Annotated in this window: 16 protein-coding genes; 8 read left to right on the forward strand and 8 right to left on the reverse strand. The window is 38.3% G+C overall.

What is annotated here, in order from left to right:
- Both tdh and A1QC_RS04510 read left to right on the forward strand, forming a co-directional pair.
- On the forward strand, positions 1-736 hold a 736-nt coding region (gene tdh, locus A1QC_RS04505), incomplete at its 5' end, for an L-threonine 3-dehydrogenase (RefSeq protein ID WP_017025724.1).
- Between the two features lie 470 nt (positions 737-1,206).
- Positions 1,207-1,539, forward strand: coding sequence for a PBPRA1643 family SWIM/SEC-C metal-binding motif protein (locus A1QC_RS04510; RefSeq protein WP_017025725.1), 333 nt, complete (start codon positions 1,207-1,209; stop codon positions 1,537-1,539).
- Between the two features lie 67 nt (positions 1,540-1,606).
- Here the strand turns inward: A1QC_RS04510 and A1QC_RS04515 are convergent, their stop codons facing one another.
- Entirely contained in the window at positions 1,607-2,062 is a 456-nt protein-coding gene (locus A1QC_RS04515; protein ID WP_017025726.1) for a methylglyoxal synthase, read from the reverse strand.
- Between the two features lie 150 nt (positions 2,063-2,212).
- A complete protein-coding gene (locus tag A1QC_RS04520; RefSeq protein WP_017025727.1) occupies positions 2,213-4,582 on the reverse strand; it encodes a fatty acid cis/trans isomerase in 2,370 nt (789 codons plus the stop codon).
- 400 nt (positions 4,583-4,982) lie between these two features.
- Between A1QC_RS04520 and A1QC_RS04525 the strand changes: the two genes are divergently transcribed.
- From A1QC_RS04525 to A1QC_RS04545, 5 genes are all read left to right on the forward strand, one after another.
- On the forward strand, positions 4,983-5,519 hold the full coding sequence (locus A1QC_RS04525) for a DUF3332 domain-containing protein (protein WP_017025728.1): 537 nt from the start codon (positions 4,983-4,985) through the stop codon (positions 5,517-5,519).
- A gap of 219 nt (positions 5,520-5,738) precedes the next feature.
- Positions 5,739-5,975 (forward strand): hypothetical protein, encoded by a 237-nt coding sequence (locus A1QC_RS15670; RefSeq protein ID WP_017025729.1) that lies wholly within the window; start codon positions 5,739-5,741, stop codon positions 5,973-5,975.
- A gap of 469 nt (positions 5,976-6,444) precedes the next feature.
- Positions 6,445-7,848 (forward strand): aminotransferase class V-fold PLP-dependent enzyme, encoded by a 1,404-nt coding sequence (locus tag A1QC_RS04535; protein ID WP_017025730.1) that lies wholly within the window; start codon positions 6,445-6,447, stop codon positions 7,846-7,848.
- A gap of 78 nt (positions 7,849-7,926) precedes the next feature.
- A complete protein-coding gene (locus A1QC_RS04540; protein WP_241796536.1) occupies positions 7,927-8,820 on the forward strand; it encodes a transporter substrate-binding domain-containing protein in 894 nt (297 codons plus the stop codon).
- 9 nt (positions 8,821-8,829) lie between these two features.
- Positions 8,830-11,130 (forward strand): putative bifunctional diguanylate cyclase/phosphodiesterase, encoded by a 2,301-nt coding sequence (locus A1QC_RS04545; protein WP_017025732.1) that lies wholly within the window; start codon positions 8,830-8,832, stop codon positions 11,128-11,130.
- Between the two features lie 112 nt (positions 11,131-11,242).
- Here the strand turns inward: A1QC_RS04545 and A1QC_RS04550 are convergent, their stop codons facing one another.
- A complete protein-coding gene (locus A1QC_RS04550; protein WP_017025733.1) occupies positions 11,243-11,674 on the reverse strand; it encodes a universal stress protein in 432 nt (143 codons plus the stop codon).
- A 121-nt stretch (positions 11,675-11,795) separates the two neighbouring features.
- On the reverse strand, positions 11,796-12,746 hold the full coding sequence (gene tal, locus A1QC_RS04555; protein WP_017025734.1) for a transaldolase: 951 nt from the start codon (positions 12,744-12,746) through the stop codon (positions 11,796-11,798).
- A 470-nt stretch (positions 12,747-13,216) separates the two neighbouring features.
- Between tal and A1QC_RS04560 the strand changes: the two genes are divergently transcribed.
- On the forward strand, positions 13,217-14,497 hold the full coding sequence (locus A1QC_RS04560; RefSeq protein WP_241796537.1) for a glycoside hydrolase family 18 protein: 1,281 nt from the start codon (positions 13,217-13,219) through the stop codon (positions 14,495-14,497).
- A 119-nt stretch (positions 14,498-14,616) separates the two neighbouring features.
- On the opposite strand, the gene speG is transcribed toward A1QC_RS04560, so the two are convergent.
- The 4 genes from speG to A1QC_RS04580 form a co-directional block, all read right to left on the reverse strand.
- Complete coding sequence (gene speG / locus A1QC_RS04565; protein WP_017025736.1) at positions 14,617-15,165, reverse strand: spermidine N1-acetyltransferase; 549 nt, start codon at positions 15,163-15,165, stop codon at positions 14,617-14,619.
- A gap of 267 nt (positions 15,166-15,432) precedes the next feature.
- Entirely contained in the window at positions 15,433-15,948 is a 516-nt protein-coding gene (locus A1QC_RS04570; RefSeq protein WP_017025737.1) for a GNAT family N-acetyltransferase, read from the reverse strand.
- Positions 15,949-16,001: 53 nt separating this feature from the next.
- A complete protein-coding gene (locus A1QC_RS04575; protein ID WP_026025899.1) occupies positions 16,002-17,345 on the reverse strand; it encodes an alpha/beta fold hydrolase in 1,344 nt (447 codons plus the stop codon).
- Between the two features lie 235 nt (positions 17,346-17,580).
- Complete coding sequence (locus tag A1QC_RS04580; protein WP_017025739.1) at positions 17,581-18,057, reverse strand: HPP family protein; 477 nt, start codon at positions 18,055-18,057, stop codon at positions 17,581-17,583.
- Positions 18,058-18,075 lie beyond the last annotated feature (18 nt).

An 18,075-nucleotide genomic window follows, 5' to 3' on the forward strand; every position in this document is an offset into this window, starting at 1 on the left:
CTGCCGTGGTGGTCGCACTCACTTGTGCCGTAATACTACGGGTGTTGGTGTAAACCGCACAGGCGCATTCTCTGAATATCTTGTGATCCCAGCGTTTAACGCATTTAAGATCCCAGATGGAATTTCAGATGACTTAGCCTCAATCTTCGACCCATTTGGTAATGCGGTTCATACAGCGTTGTCTTTTGACCTAGTGGGTGAAGATGTATTGATCACCGGCGCAGGCCCAATCGGTATTATGGCGGCAGCCGTGGCAAAACACGTTGGTGCTCGCCATGTAGTGATCACCGATGTGAACGAATATCGCCTAGATTTGGCTCGTAAAATGGGCGTGACGCGCGCAGTGAACGTTGCCAATGAAAAACTAGAAGACGTCATGAGCGAACTTGGCATGACCGAAGGTTTTGACGTTGGTCTTGAAATGTCGGGCGTACCATCGGCATTTAATGCCATGCTTGAAGGCATGAACCACGGTGGTCGTGTTGCACTATTAGGCATTCCACCATCAGACATGGCCATTGATTGGACTAAGGTTATCTTTAAGGGCTTAGTTATCAAAGGTATCTACGGACGCGAAATGTTCGAAACTTGGTATAAAATGGCTAGCCTTATTCAATCAGGCTTAGATCTTACTCCAATTATCACGCATCATTTCAGCGTTGATGATTTCCAAAAGGGCTTCGACACTATGCGTGGCGGGCTTTCAGGGAAAGTTATCTTAGATTGGACTAAGTAGTTAGTTATTGAAGAAGCGCACTTTCGGGTGCGTTTTTTTATATCGCTAAGACTGTTTATAAAAACAGTGTGGTGGGCGATTTAGGTATAAAAAAGGATTAGTTTTGCCCCATGATTTTATCGGTAGGGTAATAATGATTTATTACGATTTTTGTCTTAGGGTTTCACCCCACCAGTTATTCAATACCCCGTTGACAAAATAACAGAAAGTATTCATAGATATAGGTAAGTCTTTTAATTGCCAGCTTGAACCTAGAATGTGAATAGCTCCAGGTTCGCCACCTTTTTCTGAAAATGTACCTATTTTAAGGGATGTTTACACAAAGGCGTGGGGTTCTTTTTTATGCAATATATACCTATATTGACTTGAAGTTGCAGCTCCGATAAATATTCACGTACCTATCTATCAATTAGCCAGAATATGCGTATACTCGCCGGCAAGTTATTGCTCATTTTTTAATTGGGATTCCAATGTCAAAGTTATTCTTTAAAGGCCGTATAGATACGCGCCAAAATCATGTTACCTCTGGTTATAATGTCAATCGTGAAGTCAAAGCTGGAACAGCAGAATCACCGTTAAACTTGATTGTGAATACCGCAGAAAGACAAGCAGAAATCGAAGCTATTTTACTGGAAAAACAGTTGGTTGCAGATATTACCATTGATCAATCTCAAGATGAAAATATCATCGAATTAGAAACGATTTTAAATAAACCAAAAACAACCACATTTGAAAAAACACCGAATCGTAACGATCCTTGTTCATGTGGAAGTGGTAAGAAATATAAGAAATGTTGCGGTTAACGTGACGGCTATTTGATGAGAACGGCTAATGTCTGAAAGATATTAGCCGTTTTTGAATCAGTTCGATCTATATTCTGTCGTTGAGATAAGCTTGATAATCAGGGATCTCGATATCAACTTCTTGTTCTAATAGTACCGAATTAAAAAGGAAATTTGCTGTGGCGCGATTAGCCGCAACAGGGATATTCCATACGGATGCAATTCTAAGTAAGGCTTTTACATCTGGATCGTGTGGGACAGCATTGAGTGGATCCCAGAAGAAAATCATCATATCGATTTTACCTTCAGAAATCAGGGCACCAAGCTGCTGGTCACCACCCATAGGGCCGCTAATTAAACTCTTAATCGCAAGGCCTGTCTCTTTACTCAACATATTGCCAGTCGTGCCAGTAGCATACAAAAAATGGCTTTGCAGTTTTGTCTTATTCTCTACAACCCAGCGTAACAGTTCTGGCTTATAGTGGTCATGGGCGACAAGCGCAATGTTCTTATGCGCAGGCATAGTGCGAATAGTTTTCTTCATTGTTAACATCCTGAATGTTCTATAAAGTTTGTGTTTAGCCCGCTTCATGCAGTGCTCAGCTACGAACAGCATAATTTAATTATTAGAAAATAAATAGACTTAAAAATCGTTTCAAGGCTATTTGTAGTCATACTTTTTACATTGTAGGTTTTAGCGGTTTTCAAAGCGGTTATAATCAAGTAACCCAGCTTCAATAGGTTGATCATTTTCATACCATTGATGTAATTTATCGCTAAATTTCCAGAAATTTTGATCACTACGACGAACGCCATATTTATCTAAAATAGCAATATAGTCGCCATCTTCTTTTATGTGTGAAAACATTTGATAGAAATCTTTTATGTCTTTCTCTTTTAGGCGAATGAAGGCTGAAGGGTAGCTTCCAATGATACCTTTGACGAAAGTTAGGTCATCATTTTCTGGATCTCGGTTGCTTTCTTCATCAAATAAACTAGAGATATTTCTATGTGAGTTATTATGAATAAGCGTGAAAAATTGTTCTTTGCCTTGGTCGCTAGTAATCATCACCGTAATTAACTGGGGTACTCTACGAAGTCCATTTCCTTTAATTGAATCAATTTTGCGAAGCGTTTCTTCACTTTCTTTAGAAAGACCGGTGTTTTTTATTTGATAGCGATTGGTTAAGACTGGTGCTAAACGTTCCTTTAGGATTTGATAAAGTTCTGCTTGGGTGTCGGGCGTTTTGTATTTTATATTAGTCGGTTGCTCAAAAGGCTTTACATCACGCTGAATAAAGGCGCTTAATTGTGGTGATGGATCTTGATACCAGCTTTCCATCAAACGATGTCGATCTTCGATAGGCAGCAAAGATAAAAAGTTTTCTTCACCTTCCATCCGTAAAAAATCCATAAACATTCTTGTCATTAATTGATGGCCAAAGTTGCCATAAACATCAAAACCATCAACTAATAAATACTGAATTCGTTCTAATAAAGCATAATCAATAACCCAAGCAGTTTTGGGCGGAGTGCCAACTAACCCTTGTACAACAGAAGCACTGTCGAAGTGACGGAATATGGTTAAAGCCGCATTTTTATTCGTGCCATGGCCATCCCATACAAGATCTTCAGTTAAATGGTCACCATCTTTGAACCAAGTACTTTTTGCTCTTTCTTTCGCTTCAAGGTAGCGAGCTTGCTGTTCAGAATAAGCCACCCATTGGTAAATAGGCACAACGTTACTTTCTTTTTCCGATGGAAGTTTTAAATTATCGGTTTGATCATAATAGAATTTTTTGACGCTTGGCAACTTAGCAGCTTTTGGATCGACAAAGAATACCCAAAAACGGTCATTAATCACATTCAGTGCTAATTGGCCACGGCAAACGGGTCCTTTAATGAAGCTCATAATTGTATTTTGTGCATTATCGAGCATGAAGTTGTAGCGAGCATCAACCGGTAGGTCTGCAAAGGCAGTCATTGGGTTAGCTGCAACGGTTGCTTTATAACTAGGCAGCTCTTTTACATCATAAATGGGGGTGATAAATAAATCCTGTATACGGTTTAACTTTTTATCATCTAAGGCGTAGGGTTGATGAGTTTTGTCGACAATACTAGCAGGGTAAGCGACTAGTCGGTAATACACGCGTTCAACGTTTGGATTGTCATATGGACGTCGTGTTGCAATACGCTTAACGGGCTGCCCTGGTGGTGTTGCTGAGCGCACTAAAGCAAAAAATTGGATTGAGCTTTTAGGCGTCACTTTTTGATATTCTGAAAAATAGAGATGTGATAAAAATAGGTGCTCATATATGTAGCGGCTCGTCAGTTGCTGCTTTAAAGAATCACCATTTAGAAATGCTTCCCACTTGTCTATTTGATTTTTTTGCTGCTGCGAGAGTGGTTCGTGATCGGTCATGACGGCACCATTAGATAGCCAACGCATAAGAGTGTTGTGTTCGGTATCACTTAATGCGGGCATTCCATACGGCATTCCCCAAGTTGGGTGATCCGCTTGATATTGATCCAGTGTTTCAATCGTTGGACATTTTTGCTCACGATCAATTCTAAAATCAAAACCTTCAAGCTGCTTTTGATCAGGTAGAGGATGAGTTTTCTTTTGGGTAAGAAGACGTGCGACTAAGCCTGCTTGAAGATTGGCTTCTGGAATTTGTGAACGTTCATTGAGAATTGGATGAAAACCAATATCACGCCATTCTTGCGTGGTTTGTGCATCTTCAAATAAGCGAGTGGGATTGGAAGCGGTTAAGCGGGTTCCGTTATAGACTAAATTCTTATTAGCACCGCGATCTATCCCTTCAACAGAAGATAGTTTTAATTGGCAGGGGGCATCGTAACAAGCATGGCAGACAACACATCGGTTATCTAGAATAGGCTTAATTTCGGTCACAAAACGCTGAGCAGCTTGGCTATTGTAATCTGGCGTTCTTGGTTGCACATGTTGTTTGCCAAACATTTGATCATAATTCAAACCTGTATATACGGCGCAACCAGACACAATTAAGAGTAATACTGCAATAAGTAGGTGCTTAAACTTCATCCTAATACCATCTCTATCTTTGTTAATCTCTGGGTATATACCCATTTAATTTAAGCCTCTGGGGGACAAATATATAGGCATGGTAACAAACCGTGAAGCAATTATACAAAATTACTATCGTGGTATATTTTTGGTGATTGATTATTTGTTCTGGTTATTTTTGATGTGTTGCTTATTATTTTGGTGAATCAACCGGGCGGAGTATTGGTAAGTTTTTGATTCATCGAGTGAGATATTGAGAATTAAACTATTAAACTCTTTCGTATAAGTTCATCTATATGCTAGATTTGTGTCAGTTTTTTCGTCATCCCCTGAACTAATTGGACTTTACGTTATACTTACCAAGTAATTCAATGGAAGATAGAGAAATATAACAAAACTAATAGAGTGAGAATTAACTATGAAAAAATTGAAAGTAGCGATCGTAGCAGCACTAGGTGTAACAACGTTAAGCGGTTGTATGGGACAAATGGGTGTAACTGGTTTAGTGACTAAAGGTAACTTAATGGCGGTAGATAACCGTTATGCTCGTGAAGGTCTATTTATTTTACTCAGCCCAGTTTACGGTATTGCTTCTATTGCGGATTTATTCATCTTTAACTCAATTGAGTTTTGGACAGGTAAAAACATGATCACGGGTAAGTCACCAGCAGTGGTTGACAAAAATATTGATGCATTGCTAAAAGTAAACGACAAAGTGGATAGCTCTTTAAAAACAGCGCCAATTCAAGCAAATAATGCTCAAGTTGAAAACACAACGATTCAACAAATTGACAATAACACTCTTCAAATGAACATCTCTTATGTCAACGGCACACAAAAAACACTTCGTGGTGTAAAAACTGGCGATGCTGTAGCTTTTTATGCTGACAACCAATTAGTAACAACGGTTAAAGTTCAAGAGTTAGAAAACTACGTTACGGCTGCTCAACTATAATTTGTTAAGTAGACAAAGCTAAGAATAATGCTAACAGAGTAGGCTTTAAGCTTACTCTGTTTTTTATGCTTAATCGAATACCAATTTCAATAATTCTTTGATCACTATAAAGTTACTTTGCTCACATCTTTTCTCGATTACGACTTAAGTTCACTGTCATTTTTGAAAAACCTGCATATTATCAATTAAGAACAGATCAATAATGGGGTTAATCGGATTATGTTTGAGACAATTTTGATGGTTGTGGAAAAAAGTATTTTAGTGGTAGGGGTCGGGCTAATACTAACCAGTCTGTATGACTATGGAAGACGTAGTAATGACTGGAGAGGTGTTGCGACGGTATTCTATAAGCGCGTAGAGATGACGGTTCGAGAGTTTAAATTTTATAAGCTTGGTGTGAGTATGGTGGTATTTGCAATTGTGTTGAGAATTATAGCCTTAACCTTGTGGCCATAAATGTGTCTATGTAATGATTACTTAGGATAGATCCTAAATTTTTTTGGATTCAATATTTTTTCTGAGTCCACAGGTGACGCATGACACATTTTAAAAACTGGCTTTCTAAAGATGAAAAGTGGTAATTTTAATTAACCGAATCGCTGATCTGCGTTTCGGTTTTTTATCGTTTACTGCCCAATATTTTCACATCCGACTCGACACTTCTACTGAAAACCTTCAAACATAAACACATCAAAGAAAAATCTATATTTATTAATACTGGCGCAATGGCTGAATAACTTTTAATCTGAGAGGCGAATAATTAACCAAATAAAGATGTATGAACGAGAGATTCATCAATAACTCATAATTAATGCGTTACAACTCGTGATTATGTATTTAATATTTGTATGATTGGTCTGATTTTCTTGTTCATGAGAATTTTGCCAATTTACTTTTTAACATTTCACTTTCATGAGGAAAAGGAATGAGTGATAGCAACTCAGGTTTAAAAGGAATTAATCGTCGTAAATTTATTCAAGGTTCTGCAAGTTTTGCGGTCGCGGCTGCAAGTTTGGGAAGCGGAGTATTTAGTACAAACGTTGCTGCATCTGATTGGAAACAGAACAACAAACATGATGATAAGAAAACAAGCAAATTATGGCAAAAAGTGAAAAAGGAATTCGTACTCGATAAAAAAAGTGTATACCTGAATACCGGAACTACAGGCTCAATGCCTAAGCATGTTCTAGAGCAACTCGAAGATAATAACAAAATCGTTGCTCAATACCCTTGGGATATGGATGGAAAGTTTGGCTCTTGGCCGTATGTCAGTGAAATGGTAGAAGACATTGCGGCTGGATTTGGTGCGAACACGGATGAAATCATTTTAAGCCGGAATACGACCGATGGCATGTGCTCGATATTGAATGGACTTCACTTTGAATCTGGAGACGTGATTTTAACGACACATCACGAGCATGTTGCAGCGACGTCACCATTGAATGTGGTTAAACAACGGTTTGGTGTTGAGGTTGTAGAAGTTCAACTTCCTGTGTACACAGGTACAGAAAATGTGACTGAGGATGATTATATTGAAGCATTTCGTGATGCGTTAAATGCGAATAGTAATGTACGTTTGATTACCTTCTCTCACATCACGTATAAAACAGGTACTAAACTCCCAGCGAAACGACTTTGTGATCTTGCTAAGCAATATGGTATACCGACACTTATTGATGGTGCTCATACTATCGGCATGTTGGATCTAGATCTTCATGATATGGATTGTGATTTCTATGCCGGTGCAGGACATAAGTGGCAGTGTGGTCCTGGCGCGACAGGTATTTTGTATGTACGTGATAATGCAAGCCGATTAAATGACTATTGGAGCGATCGTACCAATCCACTTTGGTTAATCAACTCTTCACTGTCTCATGCTGATTATTTAGGTACTCAAGTACAAATGCAGTATATCGGTAATGATAATTACCCTGCGAAACAAGCATTAGCAGATAGTTGTAAAATGTGGGATGAAATTGGTCGGGATAATATTGAAGAGCGCGTATTTGAGCTCAGTCGTTTATGTAAAGCGCTATTAAGCAAAGCGCTTCCTCATGCTTATCAATTTGCCCCAAATGATGATGACTTATTGAGTGGAATTACAACATTTAACCCATTTGAACTAACAGATGAAGAGCGGTTAGTTGAGTTTAGAGATCGCTTGAGAAATGAGTATGGTTTTATCATTCGTACAACAGATTTTAAGTTGTATAAAGAAGATACGGTTGATTCTCATGCACTACGGATTTCAACACATATCTATAATGATGAAGATGATATTCGTGGTTTAGTGTATGCCATTGAGAACCTATATAAAGATATGGTTTAAACATGAGGGCCTTAATTGGCCCTTTCTCTATGTTGTAATGAAGAGAAATGACTAATCATGAAAATTAAAAAAATATTAATGTGTACGATATGGTTTGCTATCGTTTCTGTTAGTTCACAACAGGTTATTGCCAGAGATTTGGTTGATATACAAAAAGATGGTGTACTTCGTCATATCGGGGTGCCTTACGCTAATTTTATTTCATACATTCATACAGGGGAATTCGAATCTGTAACTGGTCTTGATGTCGAAATTATGCAAGGCTTTGCTCAATCATTAGGCCTTAAATATCAATATGTTCCAGCAAATTGGAATAATATGATTGGCAAACTTACCGGTGAAGATACACAATTTACTCATAATAAAATTGTCACAGGAAAAAAAGTTAAAGTTGAAGGTGATATTGTCGCTAATGGTGTGACTATTTTAGATTGGCGTAAGCAGTTAATCGATTTTTCAAATGATTACTTTCCATCTGCTGTTTGGCTGGTGAGCCGGTCAGACTCCGATTTACGTCCGATTCGACCGTCAGGCTCTCTGGATGAAGATATTCGAGTAGTGAAAGAGTTGATGGGAGGAAGAAATGTTCTAGCCTTAGAACACTCATGCCTAGACCCTAATTTATATGATCTGTATGCTACGGATGCCAATATTATCTTGCCTAAACAGGAGCGCAACTTAAATGAAATGGTCCCTGCAATTTTAAATAATGATGCAGAAAGCACCATTTTAGATGTAGCTGATACCCTTATTGCACTCGAAAAATGGCCTGGACAGATTAAGGTGATTGGTCCGATATCAGAAGACCAAAAAATGGCAGCCGGTTTTAGGAAAGATTCGCCAGAATTAAGAAAAGCTTTTAATGACTATTTATCTAAAATAAAAAAAGATGGGAGCTACCAACAACTTGTCGAAAAATATTATCCATCAGTTTTTGATTTCTATAATGGTTACTTTACTGGCAATGAATAAGACAGTTTTATGAATACTTGGTCTAAGAAGTTGTCTAGCCGTCGCTTGGTCACCAGTGGCGCTATTTTGCTTGTGCTCTATTTAGCTATTATTCTTACCGTGACGAACTTAGGTCAGGCGAGATTAAAGGAATCACAAGAAAGAGAGCTAAGCTTAAAAGTACAAAGCTATGCTAGTGTGCTAGAGATGTTTTTTTCTGCAAACGATGAAAATATCACCAACATTAGTAATGGCCGTTCGATGCAGGCATTTTTTGCTAACTTGGCTTCTGGTATGTCAATGGAGTACGGCTTAGGTGCGAGCTTAATCAAGCTAGAAAAAGAGCTGAATAAGTTAATTTCAGATAAAAAAATCAATAAAAAACCCATCTATGAAAGGCTGTTATTGACGAATTATGAAGGGAACATAATTGTTGATACTGGTAATCAAACACCTTTTTCACTGAATTTAACCAAGTTTCACAAGATGGATGGCGATTCAATTTGTATTTATCCTTCATTAAGAGAAGATGGCATACAGATCAACCTAGTTAAACCTGTGCAGTTCTCAGGTAAAACAGTTGGTTATTTAATCGCAAAACTCAATGAAAAAGTCATAATAGAACAACTTACCAGCCAAGAATATGAAGATAGCCGAAGCCGTGTTGATCTTTCTACATCTATTGGGCCTGTCTTCATATGGGACACCATTTCAACTGATAAACATCAAACAACAGAAGATGAGCTAAACCGTAATCTCTTTTTTGATGTAAAAATTGAAAATACCCCCTTTCACCTGAAAAGCTGGTTTGTCCCTTTAGCTGAAAAAGATTTCTTTACCTCGAGATGGTTTATTGTTGGATTATCTTTTCTAGCTATTCCCGTTATTTTAGGTCTTTTATATGTATTTATGATCAATAGCGTTAATCTTGTTTTAAGAACTAAAGTGGAAGAGAGTTCGAGGCAACAACAAATATTATTTACAAAAAATTCTAGGTTGATTGAAGAGATAGAAAAACGAAAAATCTCGGAACAAAAGCTGGCGTATCAAGCTTCACATGATGCATTGACCGGGCTAGCTAATCGTAAGTTTGGTAACGAACGGTTAGAGCAAGAGATCGAGAGTGCTTCGAAAAATAATAGTAATATGTTAGTCATCTTTATCGATTTAGATAATTTTAAACAAATTAATGACACATTAGGGCACCTTGTTGGTGATGAGGTGTTGGTACAAAGTACTCAACGTTTATTGAGTATTGCATCGCCTAAGGATACCTTGTCACGATTCGGTGGCGACGAATTTTTATTAATTGTTCCAAATTTGAAAGATTCAGTGACGGGAAAGAAGATCGCTGAAAATATTTTGACGTTATTTGAGCAATCTTTTGTCTCGAATAAGCAAGAGTTCTTTATCTCTACCAGTATTGGTATGGCTATTTACCCGCAAGATGGGTCAAATGCGCAGCAATTACTCGCCAACGCTGATACCGCGATGTATAAGGTAAAAGAAGATGGTAGAAACGCATTTCATTTCTATAATGCCGAGATGAATATGGATGTGCAAAGAACCTTGAATCTTGATAGTCGTCTACGCCAAGCTATTTCTCATGAGGAGTTAGAATTATATTATCAGCCGATCATCAACTTACGCACTCAAAAGATTATTGGTGCAGAAGCCTTGATGCGATGGAACGATGCCCAATATGGATTTGTTGCTCCAGATGAATTCATTAAGCTGGCGGAAAGAAATGGCCTTATTCATCAATTGGGGGAGTTTGCTGTGCATGAAGCATGTGTACAAGCTGCGAAATGGCAGCAGTATTTACCGCTTCAAATGTCCGTCAATTTTTCTAGTGTTCAATTTAGATATTATGAAAAGCTTTTATCGCAAATCAAAAGCGCACTAAAAGTATCGGGCTTACCACCTGGAAGGCTAGATATAGAAATAACAGAAAGTTTATTGTTTGATCATAGTGATGGAGTCTTAACGCTATTAGATACACTGCAAGAAATGGGCGCACAACTTACCATTGATGACTTTGGTACAGGGTATTCAGCTTTAAGTTACTTACAAAAATTTCCTTTTGATCGTTTAAAAATTGACCGGAGCTTTTTGAGCAACCTTCAAACAAATGAAGGGGATAGGGAGTTAGTAAATGCGATTATTGCAATGGCCAAAGCATTAAATTTAAAAATTGTTGCTGAAGGAATAGAAGATCAATGGTTAGTGGATTATCTCACCACGATGCAGTGTGAATTTGGGCAAGGGTTTTTCTACAGCAAACCTGTATCAGCAGAAGATTTTGAACAGTTACTTAAAAATCAATACTAGAAAACATTATTGCTCATTGTCTACATAACGCTAAAGCTAGGTAATAACCCTAGCTTTTTTGTTTGCATTAGTTAAGTTACTCAATCTAAATTTGTTTATCTAAAATATAAGGTTATTGAAAACTTTTCATCTGTAAAATATCGCAGTTTAAATCGGCTGATAAGTCCGCTTCTAAGCCACCTGAAAAACTAAAAAATTTATTTTTATACCCAATAATCACCAGCTTGGCTTCAACTTCATTGACGAGATCTTCCAAATGCTTAACCACTTCTCCAGCGGCAAAGTGAATATTGGTTACAGGATACGGGCAAGCTTGACTCAACTGGTGAAGTTGTTCAATTCGCTCTAACTCTTTACCTGGATGAAAGTTAAACAACCCTTCGTCACGATACAGAAATTGTGTATTCATAATGCCTTTCTCTACATAAGCCAGATGAAGTTCAGCTTGGTTTTGTTTAGCTATAATTCCAGCTTTTGTAACTAGTTGATGGGCATGTATATCAGCAGGATCAATAGCGACAAGAATAGTTGGGTAAAGAGACATGAGAGATTCCTTTTATCGGTTCACTTAAGCTTTGGGGTGTGAAGGCTGTGATTAATAACCATCATAAATAAAAACGGCTGACCTAGAGGAATCTAGACCAGCCGGTATTAGAGATGATGACTTATAATTTTTCGGCAATCATTACTTCAAGTTTACCTTGGTCAACCGCGAAACCACGGATGCCTTCAGCTAGTTTTTCAATCGCCATTGGATCTTGGTTATGCTCCCATAAAAACTCGGCGTGAGACATTTTCTTAGGCTGTGGTTGAATCTCTGTTGTTGCCGTAAGTTTTTCAACTACTTCGCCTTCACTGTCTTCTAATTCTTGAAGAAGTTGAGGGCTAATTGTTAGGCGATCACAGCCTGCTAGCTCAAGAATCTCACCAATATTACGGAAACTTGCACCCATCACGACCGTATTGTAGCCATGTTGTTTGTAGTAGTTATAAATCGCAGTTACTGACTCAACACCTGGATCTTCTTGTGGTGCGAAATCACGGCCTTCTTTTGCTTTATACCAATCCATAATACGACCTACGAATGGTGAGATTAGGTATACGCCAGCTTCGGCACATGCACGCGCTTGAGCAAAAGAGAATAAAAGCGTTAAGTTACAATTAATACCTTCTTTTTCAAGGATCTCTGCAGCGCGAATGCCTTCCCAAGTTGATGCTAGTTTAATCAAAATACGATCATTAGTAATACCCGCATCATTGTACATTTTGATCAATTGGCGAGCTTTAGACACGCTACCTTCGGTATCATAAGAAAGACGAGCATCCACTTCAGTAGAAATACGGCCTGGAATAATTTTAAGAATTTCTTTACCAATGGTTACAGCAAGCATGTCGCAGGTGTCTTGAATTTGCTGTGCTTTGTCGTTGCTTTGCAATTTTGCATAAGCAATAGATTGGTCGATTAAAGGTGCATAATCTTCAATTTGAGCTGCTTTTAAAATCAGAGAAGGGTTGGTTGTTGCATCTTCTGGCTGATATTTAGCAATAGCTTCAATGTCACCTGTATCGGCAACAACGGTGGTTAGCGAGCGAAGTTGTTGTAATTTACTACTCATTAGCGGACCTTTAATGTGGATGAACCATAGTGAGAATAGTGAAGACAAGTTCTAAAAGATTATTATAGTTTGGATTCCTTGTCTTTACTGGGTTCATCATCGAAATAACTCACTTTGAAGTCAACTATAACTTCCTAAAATATCTCTTAGATCCCACTTTTTTTTAAGCAACCGCTTGCGCAAGCGATGAAATAAATCATACAAAATATAAGACTGTAAAATACGTTATTGGGTTTAACGGACTTATGCGCTTGAGAAAAATTTTGCGAGGCTGATTTTAAATATTTGTAATAAATTTCCTCTTTGGCAGATAAGTCCAAAAATATTGGAAAGCACTTCATAACTTGTTGAATATTTGACCATTACATGAAGATTTACTGTCTACCTTTATTTGCATTGAATATAGAACATTTCAGGAATGCTAAATGAAAGCTAAAACAGTATTAAAGCCAATGATTTTGACTGCAGTTATGTCAGGGGTATTTTCTAATTTGGTAGTTGCAGGTGTTAAGCAAGATCCCGTTGTTGCAGGGTATTTTGCCGACTGGCAGTATGAAAATAAAGAACAACCATATACGGTTAAAGATATTCCTGCGGATAAATTGACTCATATTATTTATGCCTTTTTAAGTATGTGTGGCCCACATACTGCTGCTGGAGAAAAAGTTGTTAAACAAATCGATGAACAATGCAGAGGAAAAGCCCCTTATACAGCGGTTATTGTTGATAAGAAATCGGCATTAGATGTTGATTTTGGCAAAGTGGATGTCGATGTAGAATTTAAAGGACATTTTGCACAATTAGCTCAGCTAAAAGCAGACTACCCGAAATTAACCATCCTGCCATCTTTTGGTGGATGGACGATGTCTGAACCTTTTCATGCAATGGTAAAAGACAAACAAGCGATAGATCATTTTGCGAAAACGGCTGTGGCATTAATCGCCCAATATGATTTCTTTGACGGTATTGATTTAGATTGGGAATACCCTGGTGGAGGTGGGTTAACTACGTCACCTTGGAACGAACAAACCAAATTAACCGACGATCAAAAAGCTCAAGAGCGAGAAGCCTTTACTTACCTGATTAAATCCATTCGTTCAGAACTGAATGCACTGGGTAAAACAACTAAACGTAATTACGAATTATCATCTGCAGTGGGTGTTGGACCGAAAGCTGCGCAAATTGATTGGAAAGCAGTATCTCCTTATATGACCAATATGTTTGCGATGACGTATGACTTTCTGGGCGGTTGGGGGCAACAAACGGGGCATTTAACCAATCTACACGCCACTGAGCGTAGTTGGTGGGGAATGGGGGCAGATGTCTTTGTTAATCAAATGATAGAACACGGCATACCCGCCGATAAACTGGTGCTTGGCGCTGCATTTTATGGTCGAGGTTGGGAAGGTACGAAAGATTTCGATGGAAAATTTCCAACAGCTGAATTGATATCAGAAAAAGGGGCAACATTCGGTACCACTGAAGCAGGCTATTTCACTTATTGGGATTTAATGAAAAACTACACCAAAGAAAATGGCTACCAATATGGTTATGATGAGCAATCTGCCGCACCTTTCTTATGGAATCCCGAGAAAAAAGTATTTATATCATTTGATGACGCACGTTCAATTCAAGCGAAAACACAGTGGTTGAAAGAAAAAGGATTGGCGGGCATTTTCGCTTGGGAACTTTCGGGAGATACAAAGGATGGAACGTTGGTTGAGGCAATGTATCAAGGAATGAAACCATAATTGAACGGTTTAATTGCTCTAAGTCTAAACAAAAAAAGTTAAGAAGTTGTTTGGGCGACAAAGTGTAAAACAAAAAGGCGAGTTTAAGTGAATGGCTCGCCTTTATTACTTACAATACGTTATTGAGCAGCATTAATCGCGCTGGGTTCTTCTTGGCGATTAAAATAATCCCGCTGTAGCATATACATGCGAATCGCATTACGGTATTGACCATTCATAAAGAATTCTTCAATTAAGAGACCTTCGCGCTTAAAACCAAAGCTTTCATACAAATAAACGGCTTTCTCATTCTCATCTGAAACTTGAAGGTATAGTTTGTTTACGTTCAAGATTTTAAACGCGTAATTTACCGCGCGATCGATAATTGCTCTTGCATAACCGCGGCCTTGAAAATGTGGTGCAATGATGATTTGAAATTCTGCAGTGCGGTGGATGTAGTTGATTTCCACCAATTCAACTAAACCGACATGCTCACGATCACCATTTTCAGCAATAAAGCGTCGTTCGTTTAAGTCGTGGATGTGTTTGACATACAGGCTTTCAAGCTCCATAAAGGACTCGTAAGGCTCTTCAAACCAATACGACATGACGCTACGGTTATTGTTTAAGCTATGAATGAATCGTAAATCATCTTTTTCTAATGCACGAATACGGATACTGTCCGACATAATTGACTCTTAATATTGATACAACAAGTGGTTATCTTGAGTATAAAGGATGATTTTATACTTTAAGAATGAAAAATATCTTAGGTGACGATAAGAAAAAATGCTTGATAATGGTGACGTTGTCATATTTTGTTGTTGATTTTATTACACTGCAAAATTCAAATTTTAATTGTTATGAAATGGTTAAGGTTTGAATTTTTAATTTTTCTAAGCTATTGATACTTTGTGTGTTTTATTTTCATGGTGATTTGTGTATCGATAGCCTGCTTACTCCAGTATTTTATAAAAATAAACTGTACCTTCAAGTTGACCATTGGCACTTAATGCAAAATTTGGAATTTGTCCCGCTTCGGTATAGCCCATACGTTTGTATAGATCAGACGCGACATCACCAATTCGAGTATCTAACACTAACAGTGTTCGTTTATATTTCTGCGCTTCAGATTCTAAGTGCGACAATAGGTGCTTGCTGATCCCTTTGCCTCTATAGCGAGTGTGGACCATCAGTTTTTCTACTTCAGCTCGATGTAATGCATTTGCTTTAGAGGCTAGAGATAACTGAACACAAGCGACAAGTTTTTCATTTTCAAATGCTCCCAATAACAATCTAGTATGGGAGTCATCGTTGATATCTTGTTGGACACCCTGCCAATATTGCTGAGCTTGTTCGGCTTTAACTGGGGGCAAGAATCCAACTGAAGCCCCACTAGAGACACAATCTTGTAGAAGGGGAATTAAGTCTTGTAAATAGGGGCCTAGATCAGCTATTAATGAAATCTTCATCGTTATGTCCTTATAACGAGTTAGGGCTAATGTTCCCTAACTTTATGGTTAATTTAATCTTTGGTCTCTATCATTGAATCGAAGCTAGGAAGCTGTTGAATTTGATTCAGCATATCATCTAGCTTTTCAAAGATACGTTCACCGTTCACGCCAATACCATTATGTTCATATTCGTTGGTCATCCATGCTTTGCTGTTTGGAATGTTAGCCAAGGTTTGCCTTGAATAATCAAATTCGACATACATGTCTTCAACGTAAACCACACAAGCGATAGGGACAATATTATTCTCAAGTTGCTCAATATCATACAAGCGCGTCCAATCCGATTTTTCTGCTAATAGTTGAGATGCGTGTTTTAGCGGTTTTAAGCATTCCATTTGTTCGAACATCCATGGATACACCATTTCGCCTGTAAAGTAGAATGGCTGGCCAATTTGGTAATTAAATTCTGGATAAGAATCACGAATACGGTGTGCTGCCCATAATGACTGAGTTTTATTAACTTCATTTTTTGCAAAAGGCTGGCAATAAATTGATTCATGTAAAATGGCATAAATAGGATTGGTTTGATAAGCCTGCTCTGCCAACATGGCATTTAAAAAAGCATAACTAAGTTGCGGTTTGCTATCAATTTCAACAAAAGCACTTTCTAACAAGTAATACATTGGAAGTGCTGCACTACCACGCCCAAGGTTAATGCCAATCATCTGAAATTGTTCAACGGTAAAGGGTTGTCCGTTTGGCAGTTCTACATGGTGCTGTGATAAATGATCCGCAATGCGTTGGCATAATAACTGTGCTTGTGGAAATTGAGTAAAAAACGCATGGTTCTTTTGTTTTACACGCTGATAAGTTGCTTTATACACATCATCCGCATGCTTGGTTAAAGAAGGTATGCCTCCTGTAATGTAAGAACGCAGCAAACTATTTGGGAATAAAGATAAATAGGTTAGTGAACAAAAACCGCCAAAACTTTGACCTAAAATAGCCCATTTCTCAACGTTAAAATGCAAGCGAATCGCCTCTGCATCGTTGACTATGCTGTCTGCACGAAAGTGAGTTAAGTATTCACATTGTTGTTCAGGGGTCATTCCTTCCAAAGTTTGATGAGTTATCGGAGAGCTTAACCCTGTGCCACGCTGATCAAGTAATAATACTCGATATTGTTTTAATGCCGCTTTTAACCAACCCGATTGTGCATCCGCACGAGGAGAAGGAAACCCAGGGCCACCTTGGAAATAAACCAACCAAGGTAATTTGCTATCTTGTTTATCAATAAGCACCACTTCGCGGGCATATACGGTCAGCGTTGAGCTTTTTGTATCGTTGTGATTTAGCGGCAATTCAAAGGTATGGGGTTGATAAACCACGCCTTGGTCGGTAAATGCAGATAAAATTTCATGGGGATGCTGCACAGAGTTTTCCTCTCATTCAATGGTATGTATACCCGAGTGACGTAACTTAGATAATTTAAGTATTGGAGAACCGTTAATTTTCCGGTTCGCTTCTACGTCAATTACTTTAGGTATAACACCTTACAAATAAATATGGCTTTAGGCTATGATTGGATGTTTTAAATTTAATGAGTAGATACTGCCATTTATCTATTGCCGTCATTATCGGGAGTGAAGCTTAAGCAGACGTAGATATTAGTCTTTTCTGCTTAACATGGTTAAAAACTAGCCCGCATAAAACAATGGCTACACTGCCAAGGAGTACGGGGGTGAGCAAAAAGCCCCAAGTTTGCCCTGTTAGCATAATAAGAATTGGGTTTGCACCTGCTGGTGGGTGGGTTGTTTTTGTGGCGAGCATTAATGTAATCGCGATGCCTGTTGCTCCTGCTAAAGCCCACGGTTGTACACCAATGAAATAAGCAAAAAACAATCCGACAAACGCGCTCAAGAGGTGCCCAAATATGACATTCTTAGGTTGAGCGAGTGGGCTAGATGAAACACCAAAAACGAGAACGGTCGTTGCGCCAAATGGTGCCATCAGCCAGAGTCCGGTATTCGTAGATGATAAGTTCCATGTATCAAGTAAGGATAATAGTCCAATAGTGATAGTGGCCCCAAGACCAGCCAAAATTGCATGTTGAATATCTTTATTCATGGATATGTCCTTTTGTTA

The sequence above is a fragment of the Vibrio rumoiensis 1S-45 genome, assembly GCF_000286955.2.
Classification (GTDB): Bacteria; Pseudomonadota; Gammaproteobacteria; order Enterobacterales; family Vibrionaceae; genus Vibrio; species Vibrio rumoiensis_A.

Coding starts and splice junctions, on each gene's coding strand:
- A1QC_RS04510 (WP_017025725.1), top strand. CDS start 1,207: ATGTCAAAGTTATTCTTTAAAGGCCGTATAGATACGCGCCAAAATCAT.
- A1QC_RS04515 (WP_017025726.1), bottom strand. CDS start 2,062: ATGAAGAAAACTATTCGCACTATGCCTGCGCATAAGAACATTGCGCTT.
- A1QC_RS04520 (WP_017025727.1), bottom strand. CDS start 4,582: ATGAAGTTTAAGCACCTACTTATTGCAGTATTACTCTTAATTGTGTCT.
- A1QC_RS04525 (WP_017025728.1), top strand. CDS start 4,983: ATGAAAAAATTGAAAGTAGCGATCGTAGCAGCACTAGGTGTAACAACG.
- A1QC_RS15670 (WP_017025729.1), top strand. CDS start 5,739: ATGTTTGAGACAATTTTGATGGTTGTGGAAAAAAGTATTTTAGTGGTA.
- A1QC_RS04535 (WP_017025730.1), top strand. CDS start 6,445: ATGAGTGATAGCAACTCAGGTTTAAAAGGAATTAATCGTCGTAAATTT.
- A1QC_RS04540 (WP_241796536.1), top strand. CDS start 7,927: ATGTGTACGATATGGTTTGCTATCGTTTCTGTTAGTTCACAACAGGTT.
- A1QC_RS04545 (WP_017025732.1), top strand. CDS start 8,830: ATGAATACTTGGTCTAAGAAGTTGTCTAGCCGTCGCTTGGTCACCAGT.
- A1QC_RS04550 (WP_017025733.1), bottom strand. CDS start 11,674: ATGTCTCTTTACCCAACTATTCTTGTCGCTATTGATCCTGCTGATATA.
- tal (WP_017025734.1), bottom strand. CDS start 12,746: ATGAGTAGTAAATTACAACAACTTCGCTCGCTAACCACCGTTGTTGCC.
- A1QC_RS04560 (WP_241796537.1), top strand. CDS start 13,217: ATGTCAGGGGTATTTTCTAATTTGGTAGTTGCAGGTGTTAAGCAAGAT.
- speG (WP_017025736.1), bottom strand. CDS start 15,165: ATGTCGGACAGTATCCGTATTCGTGCATTAGAAAAAGATGATTTACGA.
- A1QC_RS04570 (WP_017025737.1), bottom strand. CDS start 15,948: ATGAAGATTTCATTAATAGCTGATCTAGGCCCCTATTTACAAGACTTA.
- A1QC_RS04580 (WP_017025739.1), bottom strand. CDS start 18,057: ATGAATAAAGATATTCAACATGCAATTTTGGCTGGTCTTGGGGCCACT.